Source organism: Bacillus sp. 41-22, assembly GCF_025809295.1.
Taxonomy (GTDB): domain Bacteria; phylum Bacillota; class Bacilli; order Bacillales; family Bacillaceae_G; genus Bacillus_A; species Bacillus_A mycoides.
On the sequence record NZ_CP084035.1, the window covers coordinates 480,334 to 494,747 of the forward strand.

Sequence of the window (14,414 nt, forward strand, 5' to 3'; positions counted from 1 at the left end):
AGAAAGCGTTTTCTAAAGCGTACTTATAATGATAACGATTTCATAAATTTGATAGGGGGAATTAAGATGTTGCAGTTTTTACAACGTATTGGTAAAGCGTTAATGCTTCCAATCGCCGTACTACCAGCAGCAGGATTATTGCTTCGTTTAGGGCAACCAGATGTATTTAATATTCCTGTTATGGCACAGGCCGGCGCAGCGGTTTTTGATAATTTAGCACTTATTTTTGCAATTGGTATTGCAATCGGTCTTTCAGTTGATGGTAGTGGTGCAGCAGGTCTTGCAGGTGCAATTGGTTATCTAGTTATGAAAAACAGTATTGATGCACTTAGTAAGGGATATTCTACTGCAGAATTACAAGATAAATTAGGTAAAGTCCAAGATTTAATAGGAAATAGCGCAAATGTAGATCCATCTAAGCTTGCAGATACAATGACACAAGTATCTAAGGCAGCCGAATTATCGACTAAAGTGGATATGAAAGTTTTAGGTGGTATTATTGTCGGTGTTATAGCAGGATTCCTTTATAATAAATTCCATAAAATTAAACTTCCAGAATGGTTAGGTTTCTTTGCTGGAAAACGTTTTGTTCCGATTGTTACATCGGTTGTAATGCTAATATTAGGAATTCTATTCGCACAAATTTGGCCAGCAATTCAAAATGGTATCGATGCATTAGCTCATGGAATTGTTAATTTAGGTGCAGTTGGTTCAGGTCTATTTGGTTTATTAAACCGTCTATTAATCCCAATTGGTTTACACCATGTAATGAACACATATTTCTGGTTCGTATTTGGTGACTTTACAAATGCAGCAGGTAATGTTGTAAATGGTGATATCGCTCGCTTCCTTGCAGGGGATAAAACAGCAGGTATGTTTATGACTGGTTTCTTCCCAGTTATGATGTTCGGTTTACCAGCAGCATGTTTTGCAATGATTGCAGCTGCTAAACCAGAAAAACGTAAAATGGTTACAGGTATGTTAGGTGGCCTAGCATTAACTTCATTCTTAACTGGTATTACAGAACCTATTGAATTCTCATTCATGTTCTTATCACCATTATTATATGGTATTCATGCCGTGTTAACAGGTATATCTTTATTCGTAACAACATCACTTGGCATTCACGATGGTTTCACATTTAGTGCCGGTGCAATTGATTACTTCTTAAACTTTGGTATTGCAACAAAACCAGTGTTACTAGCAGGAATCGGTTTAATTTACGCAGCAATTTACTTCGTAGTATTCTACTTCTTAATTAAGAAGTTCGACTTAAAAACTCCTGGTCGTGAAGATGACGATGAGTTAGCTGAAGAGGGTGATGCACCAGTTGCAGGTTCAATTGGTGAAACTTACGTAGCAGCTTTAGGCGGAAAAGAAAACTTAACAGTTATTGATAACTGTGCAACGCGTTTACGCTTACAAGTGAAAGATGCAGGTTTAGTAAATGAACCAGCATTAAAACGCGCAGGTGCAAAAGGCGTTATGAAATTAAGTAACACAAGTGTACAAGTTATCGTAGGTACAAATGTTGAATCTGTTGCCGATGATATGAAAAAACACGTATAAATAGTTAGATAAGAGGATATCCAAAAAGATTGATAACACCAGTCTTTTACAGGATATCCTCTTTTATTATGTTGAAATTTTAAAGGGAATCTTACTTTTGTAAATTTTCTTTTTCTTTTTTATACATATAGGTTGGTAATATGTTCAGCGCATGATAAAGTAGGGATGACATAGAATGGAATGTCTATAATCTACTGAAATGATTTGGAGAAAGTCTTGTGTAGATGAATTAAATTATCGGTAAATAAGGGGAAAAAGGTAATCATGGATCAGGAAAAAAATACTGTTAATGGGAAAGTACGTCGTCCGATTGTATACATAAAAAGAACAATCATTCTCGTCCTACTATTTTCACTTGTATATTTCATGTATACAAAAATTGTTGCGCATAATAAAAAAGAAGAAACTTTAAAAGCAGCAGCAGAAATGAAGAAGCGAGAAGAGATAAAAAAGATAGAAGAAGTGAAAAGGCAAGAAGCTGAAAAACAAAGAAAACAAAAAGAACAGGAAGAACAGATAAAACAGGCGCAAGTTATAGAGAAACCTGCTGAAGGACCGCCTCAAGAAATTAATGAAAACGCTCAATTGGATCAATATTTACAGAGCATGGGATTTAGTGGGACAGCTGTTATTGTGAAGAATGGGAAAGTTCTTGTGAATAAAGGATACGGCATGGCTAATAAAGAGAAGCAAGTGCCGAATAATTCAGAGACGACCTTTTATATTGGTTCTATTTCAAAAGCATTTGTGGCGACTGCTATTATGCAATTAAAAGATCAAAATAAGTTACAAGTAGAGGATACAGTTGCAAAGTATATTCCAGACTTTCCTCAAGGTAATAGCATTCAGTTAAAACATCTATTAACACATACATCAGGCATTCCGGAATATGAGCAGGGAAAAGAAGATATTTCTCATGAAGAGTTGATAAAACGAATAGGAAACCAAAAGCGTATTGCAGGACCAGGAGAGAAATGGAAGTATTCAGATTCGAACTACTCTATACTTGCTTACATTGCTGAGAAGGTAAGTGGACAACCATTAGAAGAATATATTAAACAACATATTTTTGCTACTGCTGGTATGAAGCATTCTGGTTTCGGTAAAGCGTTAGAGCAAACAAGGTTTCCATCGACAGGTTATAAAATAGTGAATAATAACATGACAACACCTAACATTCCGAGCATGTCACAACTATATGGTTGCGGTGATATATATACAAGCGCGCATGATTTATATTTATTTAATGAAGCACTCTTTTCTGGAAAATTAATTTCAAAAGAGAGTTATGATCAAATGTTTACAGCTGTGAAAAAGGATTACGGATTTGGCTGGTATGTAGATCCAGGAAGCTATTCAAATCACGGTGTAATGCCAGGTTGGAATTGCTTAAATGGTTTTAGTAAAAATGGTAGTGTATATGTGGTTTTATTATCTAACATTCAAAATAACATTAAATCATTTGGTAAAGTGAATAACGACATTTATACGATGTTGCGGAATATTGAAGTGTAAGAGGCTATCCTTTTGGATAGTCTTTTTTGTATTGAGGAAATATATGTGCGGTTCGATGATGAAATAAATGGAAAATGGGAGGTTTATGAGTATACATAAGCATCATGCACGCAATGCGAAACGAATTTTGTATATTACGGCGTAGCTGCCATTGTGACAATTGAAAATTAATATATATATAAAGACAGATGGGAAACTATCGATCTTTTTTTATGCTCTGAAACAATTATTTCTTTTAGAAAATGTATGCCTTACCTATCACAAAAAAAGTCTGCTTTGTATAAATTAAGATGTATGGATGTAAATTTTTATACTTTAAAAATAATAGGAGGAGAAGCATATGTGTCTGTTCAGAAAATATTGGCATAAATTATCCAGACTGTTTAATAGACAATTAGGCTATTTTTTAGATGACAAGTTACTGCCTGCTGTGGAACGACTTTTATTTTCACAAAACTTTGCGAGATTTATTCAAAGAAATTCTAAGCAAGCTACGGAAGAGTTTATAGAATCAAGTCAATTTCAATCTATTATTTGTAACATTTTAAAAGAATGCAATACATCACCTTTTAAGGAAATTGCAAAGCAATATTTAGGTAAAAACGTAGAAATTACTGTGACAGTTGGACAGTTAATAGGTGTTATTGTAGCAGTTGGTGACGATTTCTTAACGCTGCAAGAAGGAATAGGAACTGAAGTTTTATTACCATTTACAAGTATTATATCAATGAAAGAAGTGTAAGAAAGGAGACTTATATATGTTATTTACTGATGAATTGCGTAACCATGTTGGTGAATTAGTGCAAGTTGTGACAGCTGTTGAAATTGTTGCAGGTATTCTTTTATCTGTTACGGACGGGGCAGTAAGTGTTCGTACATCTCCTTCTTATGGACCACCTGAAGATGTACTTGTGCGTATTCCTATTATTGCTTATGTTCGCTTGGAAGGGTAAGAGTGATACAAGTATGAGAATATCAGTTGTTATTCCAGCGCATAATGAAGCAAGTACTTTATCACAAGTTTTAGTAGAAGTGGAGAAGCTGAAGCCGTATGAAATTATTGTAGTAGATAATGGATCGACAGATGGAACGAATGAAGTCGCATTACAGCATAGTTGCCATGTAATTTATTATAAACATTCTCTTGGTAATGATGTAGGAAGGGCAATTGGAGCTAGAGAAGCAAAAGGTGAAATTGTATTGTTTTTAGATGGTGACATCGTTATTGAGAGTAAAGAGCTACAACGTTTCGTGAAAGGAGTTCAGCAAGGGCACCAAATTGTTGTGAATAATTTAACATGGTCTGTTTATTTAAAGATGAGACCACACTATACGACAGTTGGAAAATTCATGTTGAATCGTTATTTGAATAAAAAAGAGCTTGTTGTTGGTTCTTTAATCGCAATTCCACATGCGATGAATCGGGATGTTATTGAGAATCTTGGGTGGTGGAATTTAGCAGATCCAGCACTATTTCAAGCGATGGCGATGTCTAGAGGAGTAGATATTGCCGATATGGCTTCGGTCGATGTAATTCACACGAATAAGGTTCGTCCTGTGCATACGGGTACATCACCTGGTTCTCCTTATCCGAAGGCGACTAGTCGTATTATGGGTGATCATTTGTGTGCTTTGCAATACGCAATCGAAACATATGGTAAACGTGGCGGTTTTTCGGAGGGAAACAGGGATAGAGAGTTTATAGGGAAGTATAAACCAGTTTTATTACAAAAGGAAAAAGCGAAATACAGTGCTATTATACCCGTATCAGAAGAAAAAATGACTATAAGATCTGTCATACAGGAAGTGAAAAAGGCAGGTGTAGATGAAATTATAGTTGTTGCGAATGGAGCAGATGCCGAGACAATTAAACAAGCAAAGCTAGAGAATGTTATTGTAGTTGAATTCGCGAAGGCACTTGGACATAATGTAGCACGAGCGATAGGGGCTATGCATGCTACGGCAGATATTTGTTTATTTGTTGATGGTGATTTTGCTATTCCGGCAAAAAAGCTAATTCCATTTTTGCATGCTATTGAAGACGGAAATGATGTGGCGTTAAATGATTTGCAATGTTTGTTAGATATGTTTCACCCGGCAGATCCAATTAGTATGGGGAAATATTTCGTGAATTTGGTAGCGAAACGACCAGATTTATGGAACAATTCATTAACGGCAGTGCCACATGCTATGCATAAAAAGGTAATAGAGAAAATTGGATATGATTCCCTTATCATTCCACCATTAGCTCAAATGAAAGCTATTTTAGAAGAATGCTCTATTACAGCAGTGGAATTTGTAGATGTTATAAAAACAAATCGAGTACGTCCAGAGCAACATGGGTTTGTAAATGGAAGAATTCCTGCATTCGATCGTATTTTCGGTGATCAGCTTGAGGCGATTGCTTATTTATTACAACATACGAATGGGCGCGGGAGTTTTACAGACGGAGAAAGGGATAGAGATATAATACTACAATTGAGAAGGGAAGAAGAGAATATAGATGAGTGCTAGTAGTAAAGTCACCATTATTGGATTAGGATATGTTGGCCTTCCTTTAGCGGTCCTTTTTGCAGAAAGAGGACATGCTGTACTTGGATTAGATAAAGATACTAGGAAGATAGAATCAATAATTAAAGGAGAAAGTTATATTCCTGATGTTTCTTCTAACGTATTACAAAATTTATTGAACGAGAGAAAATTAATAGTAAATACACCAGATAAAGGTGTTGCGGAGTTCCAAAATAGTGAGTATGTTATTGTGACTGTGCCAACGCCAATTAATGAGAATAAAGAACCCGATTTAAGTGCACTCGTTTCAGCCTCCCATTATATACAACAACACCTTCAAGAAGGACAAACCTTCATTTTTGAAAGCTCCACATATCCAGGTACACTGGAGGAAGTTATCATTCCGATTATTTCTCAAACAGGTAAAAAGGTAGGAGAAGATTATTATATTGGGTATTCTCCAGAGCGAATTGATCCAGCGAATAGCCAGTATTCAGTTGAAACAATTCCAAAAGTTATTAGTGGACAAACCGAGCAGTGTAAACAAAAAGTACAGGATTTGTATAGCACTATATTTGATGTAGTCGTTCCAGTTAGCTCTCCGAAAGTGGCCGAGATGTGTAAGCTATTTGAAAATATTCAGCGCTTAGTTAATATTTCATTAGTAAATGAGTTAAATATACTTTGTGAAAGTTTGAATATTAATTTTTATGAGGTGCTTGAAGCGGCATCTACAAAACCGTTTGGATTTACTCCGTATTGGCCAGGACCAGGAATAGGAGGACACTGTATTCCGGTAGATCCTTTATATTTTCAATGGAGAATAAGAAAGGCTGGAGCAATTAGTCAATTAATTGAGGCAGCACATGTAATTAATGAAGAAATGCCAGCGAAAATAATCGGGAAAGTAAAAGGTGTGGTGCAATCACCCGCAACGGTTTTAATAGTAGGGATTGCATATAAGAAAGATGTAAATGATTTGAGAGAATCACCGGCGTTGCCAATTATTCAATTATTAATAAAAGAAGGATACAAGATAGAATATCATGATCCGTATATTTCTACAGCGAAAATTGGAGATACACTATATCAATCTGTTCCATTAGATGAACAAAGAATTAAACAAGCAAATTGTATTTTAATTGTAACGGATCACTCTAGCATCGATTGGAATCTTTTTAAAGGGATTGAGCGATTAATAGATACACGTGGAATCGTAAAGAAGGTGAGTGTATGAGTGAAAAATGTTTAATTACAGGTGGAGCAGGATTTATTGGTTCGCATTTAGCTGAAGAGTTGGTGAAAAGAGGTTATGAAGTTACTATTGTGGATAACTTCTATAAAGGAAAAAATAAATATCATAATGAGTTAATGAAAGAGCTCCGGGTTATTTCAATAAGCGTTTTAGATAAAAATTCAATTTATGAATTAGTGAATCAACATGATGTGGTGTTTCATTTAGCTGCAATTTTGGGAGTCAAAACTACAATGGAAAAAAGTGTAGAGCTTATTGAAACAAATTTCGATGGAACGAGAAATATTTTACAAGCAGCGTTAAAAGGGAAGAAGAAAGTAGTATTTGCATCTACTTCTGAAGTATATGGAAAGGGAGAGCCGCCATTCTCTGAAGAAGGAGATCGTTTATACGGTGCAACTTCCAAAATACGTTGGAGTTATGCAATTTGTAAAACGTTAGAGGAAACATTATGTTTAGGGTACGCATTAGAAGGTTTACCTGTAACGATTGTTCGTTATTTTAATATTTATGGTCCAAGAGCGAAAGATGGTCCGTACGCAGGAGTAATTCCACGATTTATTCGTGCGGCTTTGCAAGGTGACGATATTCTCGTGTATGGAGATGGAAAGCAGACACGCTGCTTTACGTATGTAAGTGATGCGGTCGAGGCAACAATTCGTGCAATGGATGAGAAGGTAAATGGTGAAATTATTAATATAGGTTCTGAGAATGAAAAAAATATAAGGGTAGTAGCGGAAGATATAAAAAAATTAACGAAGTCTATTTCCAAAATTGTGCACGTTCCATTTGAGAAAGTATATCCACATGGATTTGAAGAGATTCCAAATAGAAGACCAGACGTAACGAAATTAAGAGAACTTGTTCAGTTTCAAGCGAAAGTAACGTGGGAACAAGGATTGAAAGAAACTATTAAATGGTTTCGTGAAGAAAACAATGGCTAAGTCGTTATCAGTTATTATTCCCGTATGTAATGAAGTGGATACGATTTCAGATGTGGTTCAATCGGTAAAACCATTGAATCCAGTAGAGATTATTGTAGTAGCAAATGGTTGTAATGATGGTACAGAAGCGATTGCTGAGAGCTTAGGATGTACAGTAATCCAGCATAAAGAGTCACTTGGTAACGACGTTGGACGCGCAGTTGGTGCAAAACATGCGATAGGTGATGTATTACTGTTTGTAGATGGAGATTTTGCTATTCAAACTTCAAAATTACAATTATTCCTTAATCCGATTTTACATGATCAGGCGGACATCGTTTTAAATAATTTGGACGCATTATTTTTAAAGAAACAAAAACCGCACTCCGTGACAGTATGGCGCCAAATATTAAATGCAATGTTAGAGCGTGAAGAATTAAAAATTGATTCTTTATTATCTGTACCTCATGCGCTGACGAAGGAAGTTGTGCAAAGTATTGGAGACGAATGTTTTGTTAATCCTATTGTGGCTCATCTACGCCTAGCACAAAGTAAATGGAGAATTAGTCGTCATTGTGCAATTGACGTTATTACGCCAAATAAATTTCGTCCATTCGAGCATGCTGCATATGGCACGGATCTTTCTCAATCTGAAAAACGAATGATAGGTGATCATATAGAAGCTGTAGCAGAGCGGATATTAGGCAGCGATGGGCGCGGAGGATATTATGATGGAAATAGGAAAAGAGAGAGTGTCTATCATACTCTAAATTTTGAAGATTTTTATCAAGGATGGGGCGTTACATCTAATTTGTATAAAGGAGAGCAATTATCGGTAATTATTCCTGTGCAAAATGAAGAGAAAACAATTGGAAACGTTATAGAAGAGCTTCGCAAAATTGAACCTTTTGAAATCATCGTTGTTGTAAATGGTTCGTCCGATAAAACGGCAACAATTGCAAAAGACAAGGGAGCAACAACAATTGTGTATAAAGAAGCACTTGGAAACGATGTGGGGCGTTCGCTTGGAACTTATTTTGCAAAAGGAGAAATTGTTTTATTTATAGACGGTGACTTTGTTATTCCAGCTAGTGAGCTATATCCCTTTGCAAAAGCTATTGCAGATGGAACGGATGTCGCATTAAATGATTTAAATCATTATTTAGATTTGAGAGTACCACTTCATCTTGTAACAGCATTTAAATATGCAGTAAATTTAGCTTGTGATAGAAAAGATTTAGGAGTAGGCTCTCTTATTGCTGTACCTAATGCGTTTAGTCGTACTTGTTTGAAGGAAATAGGGTATAAATCATTATTGTCACCTTGTGTAGCACAAGTGAAAGCTGTACTTTCAGGTTTTGAAATCGCTTGTGTAAGTCGTGTCGATGTTGATAAGATGAACCGTATTCGTCCCAGTGAACATTTCGCAAAAATAGGTCATCCTCCAGCTGTCCTTCGAATTATTGGTGATCATATAGAAGGATTAGAGCAATTAATTGCATTAACAAACAGTCGTGGTGGATTTTACGATGGAAATAGAAAAAGAGATGTTTTATAGTGGTAACAAAAAAAGTGTACAACGTATGTACACTTTTTTGCTCTGTTATAAAAACTATAACAGATTAGGAGATAAGAGTATTACAGCTCTACAATGGGTATCGTTCTTATATTACAAAATAGGACTCGTATATAAGAATACCAAAAAAATACAATTAAAGAAAGGGTTAATTCTAAAGAGTTTTATATGAGGTTAACACTATGTACGTAGTAGTTTGCTCAACATTTCACAAACATGTCACAACTATTTCGTCCACTTCCGAAAAAAAGTAGTATTCTAAGTGTGTAAGCTGTTATATAAAAAAACGTAGTCCTGTACTAATCAAAAATGGAGGAGATTAGGATGACTCAAGTATTAGAAAATGTAAAAAGCGCGTGGGAAAACTTTAAAGGTGAAAAATGGAAAGCAGAGATTGATGTTCGCGATTTCATTTTAAATAATGTAAACGTTTACGAGGGAGAAGACTCTTTCTTAGCGGAAGCAACTGAAGCAACGAAACAACTTTGGGATCAAGTAATGGATTTAACAACAAAGGAACGTGAAAACGGTGGCGTTCTTGATATGGATACAAAAATTGTTTCTTCTATTACATCACATGAACCAGGATATTTAAATAAAGATATTGAAAAAGTGGTCGGTTTCCAAACTGATAAACCATTTAAACGTTCTTTACAACCATATGGTGGTATTCGTATGGCAGAACAAGCTTGTGAAGCGTATGGATATGAAATGGATAAAGAACTTAGCAAGATTTTCAGAGACTGGCGTAAAACTCATAATCAAGGTGTATTTGATGCATACACACCAGAAATGAAAGCGGCTCGTAAATCAGGTGTTATTACTGGTCTTCCAGATGCGTATGGACGTGGACGTATTATCGGTGACTATCGCCGCGTAGCGCTATATGGTATAGATCATTTAATTGAAGCGAAAAAAGCTGATTATAATTTAACTGGCGGTGTAATGAGCGAAGATACAATGCGTTTACGTGAAGAATTATCTGAGCAAATGCGTGCACTTCAAGAGTTAAAACAGATGGCTGCTTCTCATGGATTCGATATTTCTAAGCCAGCTACAAATGCACAAGAGGCCTTCCAATGGTTATACTTTGCTTATCTTGCAGCAATTAAAGAGCAAAACGGGGCAGCAATGAGCCTTGGACGTACCTCTACATTCTTAGATGTTTACATTGAAAGAGATTTAGCAAATGGTACTTTAACAGAAGAAAAAGCACAAGAAATTGTTGACCATTTCATTATGAAATTACGTCTTGTGAAATTTGCAAGAACACCTGATTATAATGAACTATTCTCTGGAGATCCAACTTGGGTAACTGAATCTATCGGTGGTATGGCGTTAGACGGTCGTCCGTTAGTAACAAAAAACTCATTCCGTTTCTTGCATACATTAGATAATTTAGGACCAGCACCAGAACCAAACTTAACAGTTCTTTGGTCTAAACAATTACCAGAGAACTTTAAAAACTACTGTGCAAAAATGTCTATTAAAACATCAGCAATTCAATACGAAAATGATGACATTATGCGTGCTGACTACGGTGATGACTACGGTATTGCTTGTTGTGTATCAGCAATGAGAATTGGTAAACAAATGCAGTTCTTCGGAGCACGTGCAAACTTAGCGAAAGCATTACTATATGCGGTTAACGGTGGTAAAGATGAAAAGTCAAAAGCACAAGTTGGTCCTGAATACGCACCAATTACTTCTGAAGTATTAGATTATGAAGAAGTTATGCGTAAATTCGATATGACAATGGAATGGTTAGCTGGTCTATACTTAAATACATTAAATGTAATTCACTATATGCACGATAAATATAGCTATGAACGTATTGAAATGGCACTTCACGATACAAATGTTCTTCGTACAATGGCAACAGGTATCGCTGGATTATCTGTAGTAGCAGACTCTTTAAGTGCAATTAAATATGCACAAGTAAAACCAATTCGTGATGAAAATGGTATTGCAGTTGATTTCGAAATTGAGGGAGATTTCCCTAAATACGGTAACAATGATGATCGTGTAGATGAAATCGCAGTAAATCTTGTGAAAACATTTATGAACAAGATTCGCAAACATAAAACATACCGTAATTCTGTTCATACAATGTCAATCTTAACAATCACATCTAACGTTGTATACGGTAAGAAAACTGGTAACACTCCAGATGGACGTCGTACTGGAGAACCATTTGCACCGGGCGCAAACCCAATGCATGGCCGTGATACAAAAGGTGCATTAGCATCATTATTATCTGTAGCTAAATTACCATATGAAGATGCACAAGATGGTATTTCAAATACATTCTCTATTATTCCAAAAGCACTTGGTAAAGAAGATGATGTACAAGTACGCAACTTAGTATCTATGCTTGATGGATATGCAATAAAAGAAGGACACCACTTAAATATTAACGTATTTAACCGTGAAACATTAATGGATGCAATGGAGCATCCTGAAAAATATCCACAATTAACAATTCGTGTATCTGGTTACGCTGTTAACTTTATTAAATTAACTCGTGAACAACAAATTGATGTAATAAACCGTACAATGCATGAAAGCATGTAAGTGAAAAAAGTGTCCCTCCGCTTTTAATATATAGCGGAGGGAGGCTGTTTCAATAAAGGAGGAAGTAACATGGTAAAAGGAAGAATACATTCTGTAGAGTCTTGTGGTACTGTTGATGGCCCAGGGATTCGTTATGTCATATTTACACAAGGGTGTTTATTACGTTGTCAATATTGTCATAATGCTGATACATGGGAAATCGGTAAAGGTAAAGAAATAACAGTTGAAGAAGTGATGCAGGATGTGACATGTTACCTTCCATTTATTGAAGCTTCTGGAGGCGGTATAACAGTTAGCGGTGGAGAGCCACTATTACAGCTAGACTTCTTAACCCAGTTGTTTAAAAAGTGCAAAGAAGCTGGTATCCATACAACAATCGATTCTTCTGGCGGTTGTTATTCTGAAGAACCAGAATTCCAAAATAAGCTAGATATTTTAATGGAGTATACAGATTTAGTTTTATTGGATTTGAAGCATATTGATTCAAAGAAACATCGTAAATTAACAGGGAAACCAAATGAACACATTTTACAATTTGCTCGTTATTTATCGGATAGAAAGAAACCAATTTGGGTAAGACATGTATTGGTTCCCGGTGTTACCGATGGTGAAGAGGATTTGCAAAAATTATCAAACTTTATTCAAAGTCTATCTAATGTTAAGAAAGTGGAAGTGCTGCCATATCATAAGCTCGGTGTTTATAAATGGGAGGCACTTGGACATAAGTATCCACTTGCGGATGTGAATCCACCGACAGAAGAAAATGTTGAACATGCAAAACATATTTTACAAGCAGTCTAACCTAAACATTTGGTTAGGCTTTTTGTTTCTTCATAATAAAATCTAGAGTATATATTTAGAAAAGAGTATACTGAAAAGGGAATATCCATATTTTTGTAAAGAATAAGCGGAGAAATTTACATAATTGTAAAGGGAAATCAAAATAGTAAAAAGAATTAAGAAGTAAAAGAGTGAGTATTATGGAATATAGAACATTTGTAAGTTATTGCGAAAGCTCTTATAGGAAAGTATAATGTAAAGATATGAGCACAGATAGGATTAAGGGGTCAATCTTATATGCTTTGCATATCCACGACAGATACATAGCTAACAGGAAAGTATTAGAATCCGAGTATGTAGTTTTTAAGGAAAATGTTTTTCCTATTGTCGTATATGCAATATGGAGAAACAAAAAGCTAGGAGTGGATTTGTTTGATAAAAAACCCCAAGGTTTTAATATTAACTGCACATTACGGTAACGGTCATGTGCAAGTGGCAAAAACATTAGAACAAACATTTCGCAAAAAAGGAATCGAAGATGTAATTGTATGCGACTTGTTTGGAGAATCACATCCAGTTATAACCGATATTACAAAATATTTATATTTAAAAAGCTATACGGTAGGAAAAGAATTATATCGTTTGTTTTATTATGGTGTAGAGAAAATTTATGATAAAAAAATAGCATCTTGGTATGCGAATTTTGGGAGAAAGCGTTTGAAGACGCTATTACAGGTGGAGAAACCGGATATTGTTATTAATACCTTTCCAATCATCGCTGTACCAGAATTGAAAAAGCAAATAGGTATTTCTATTCCTGTTTATAACGTATTAACGGATTTTTGCGTGCATAAAATATGGATCCATCGAGAAGTAGATCGTTATTTTGTAGCAACCGATCATGTGAAAAAAGTGATGGTTGATATCGGTGTACCTGCAGAACAAATTGTTGAAACAGGGATTCCGATTCGTAGCAGTTTTGAGCTAAAGATAAATCCAGCAATTATATATAATAAATATCAGTTATGTAAGGATAAAAAGATGTTACTAATTGTAGCAGGTGCTCATGGTGTGCTAGGGAGTGTAAAAGAGCTATGCCAGTCATTTATGTCAGTACCAAACTTACAAGTAGTTGTCGTTTGTGGGAAAAACGAAGCTTTAAAGCAGGATTTAATGGAACTACAGGAACAAGGTTCTGATGCTTTAAAAGTATTTGGTTATGTTGAAAACATTGATGAATTGTTCCGTGTTACTTCTTGTATGATTACGAAGCCAGGTGGTATTACATTAAGCGAAGCAGCTGCATTACAAGTACCTGTCATTTTATATAAACCTGTCCCAGGACAAGAGAATGAAAATGCGTTGTATTTTGAAAAAAAAGGGGCTGCAGTTGTAATTCGTGATGATAGTGAAGTTTTTGCAAAAACAGAGGCGTTATTACAAGATGATATGAAGCTTCTTCAGATGAAAGAAGCCATGAAAAGTATTTATCGTCCTGAGCCAGCTGGTCATATTGTGGATACAATTTTGGCAGAAAATCATGCAGAGCCGAATCATATACCTATTAAATCACCAGTTCTTGCCGAATCTTTTACTTAATATGAAACCCTCTTTTAAGCATTTAAAGAGGGTTTTTTTTATTGTTGTAAAAAAAATAAACGTGAATTATTAACTTATCCCGCTATTTGTGGGCAGTAAGACCCCTACCTCA

12 protein-coding genes are annotated in these 14,414 nt (G+C 35.5%); all 12 read left to right on the forward strand.

Annotated elements, in window-relative coordinates; translation table 11 throughout:
* Positions 1-66 precede the first annotated feature (66 nt).
* The 12 genes from nagE to LCF45_RS02525 all read left to right on the forward strand — a co-directional run bounded on the left by nagE (position 67) and on the right by LCF45_RS02525 (position 14,302).
* Positions 67-1,569: an N-acetylglucosamine-specific PTS transporter subunit IIBC gene (gene nagE / locus LCF45_RS02470; protein WP_003187209.1), complete on the forward strand. Its 1,503-nt coding sequence runs from the start codon at positions 67-69 to the stop codon at positions 1,567-1,569.
* Between the two features lie 264 nt (positions 1,570-1,833).
* Complete coding sequence (locus LCF45_RS02475; RefSeq protein ID WP_002132176.1) at positions 1,834-3,084, forward strand: serine hydrolase domain-containing protein; 1,251 nt, start codon at positions 1,834-1,836, stop codon at positions 3,082-3,084.
* Between the two features lie 340 nt (positions 3,085-3,424).
* Positions 3,425-3,826, forward strand: a complete 402-nt coding sequence (locus LCF45_RS02480; RefSeq protein ID WP_002125041.1) for an LSm family protein — start codon at positions 3,425-3,427, stop codon at positions 3,824-3,826.
* A 16-nt stretch (positions 3,827-3,842) separates the two neighbouring features.
* Positions 3,843-4,037 carry an LSm family protein gene (locus tag LCF45_RS02485; protein WP_002029614.1) on the forward strand — a complete coding sequence of 65 codons (195 nt, stop codon included), beginning with the start codon at positions 3,843-3,845 and terminating at the stop codon, positions 4,035-4,037.
* A gap of 13 nt (positions 4,038-4,050) precedes the next feature.
* Complete coding sequence (locus tag LCF45_RS02490) at positions 4,051-5,598, forward strand: glycosyltransferase family 2 protein (RefSeq protein WP_003187210.1); 1,548 nt, start codon at positions 4,051-4,053, stop codon at positions 5,596-5,598.
* Positions 5,588-6,832, forward strand: coding sequence for a nucleotide sugar dehydrogenase (locus LCF45_RS02495; RefSeq protein ID WP_002186867.1), 1,245 nt, complete (start codon positions 5,588-5,590; stop codon positions 6,830-6,832). Before LCF45_RS02490 ends, LCF45_RS02495 begins: the two co-directional genes overlap by 11 nt.
* Positions 6,829-7,794, forward strand: a complete 966-nt coding sequence (locus tag LCF45_RS02500) for an NAD-dependent epimerase/dehydratase family protein (RefSeq protein WP_078203974.1) — start codon at positions 6,829-6,831, stop codon at positions 7,792-7,794. The genes LCF45_RS02495 and LCF45_RS02500 overlap by 4 nt, the downstream gene beginning before the upstream one ends.
* Entirely contained in the window at positions 7,787-9,331 is a 1,545-nt protein-coding gene (locus tag LCF45_RS02505) for a glycosyltransferase family 2 protein (protein ID WP_002125047.1), read from the forward strand. The genes LCF45_RS02500 and LCF45_RS02505 overlap by 8 nt, the downstream gene beginning before the upstream one ends.
* Positions 9,303-9,521: a hypothetical protein gene (locus LCF45_RS02510; RefSeq protein WP_002125049.1), complete on the forward strand. Its 219-nt coding sequence runs from the start codon at positions 9,303-9,305 to the stop codon at positions 9,519-9,521. Before LCF45_RS02505 ends, LCF45_RS02510 begins: the two co-directional genes overlap by 29 nt.
* A 152-nt stretch (positions 9,522-9,673) precedes the next feature.
* Positions 9,674-11,923, forward strand: coding sequence for a formate C-acetyltransferase (pflB, locus tag LCF45_RS02515; protein ID WP_002029623.1), 2,250 nt, complete (start codon positions 9,674-9,676; stop codon positions 11,921-11,923).
* A 69-nt stretch (positions 11,924-11,992) separates the two neighbouring features.
* Positions 11,993-12,724: a pyruvate formate-lyase-activating protein gene (gene pflA, locus LCF45_RS02520; protein WP_002010313.1), complete on the forward strand. Its 732-nt coding sequence runs from the start codon at positions 11,993-11,995 to the stop codon at positions 12,722-12,724.
* 411 nt (positions 12,725-13,135) lie between these two features.
* Positions 13,136-14,302 carry a diglucosyl diacylglycerol synthase gene (locus LCF45_RS02525; protein WP_078206597.1) on the forward strand — a complete coding sequence of 389 codons (1,167 nt, stop codon included), beginning with the start codon at positions 13,136-13,138 and terminating at the stop codon, positions 14,300-14,302.
* Positions 14,303-14,414 lie beyond the last annotated feature (112 nt).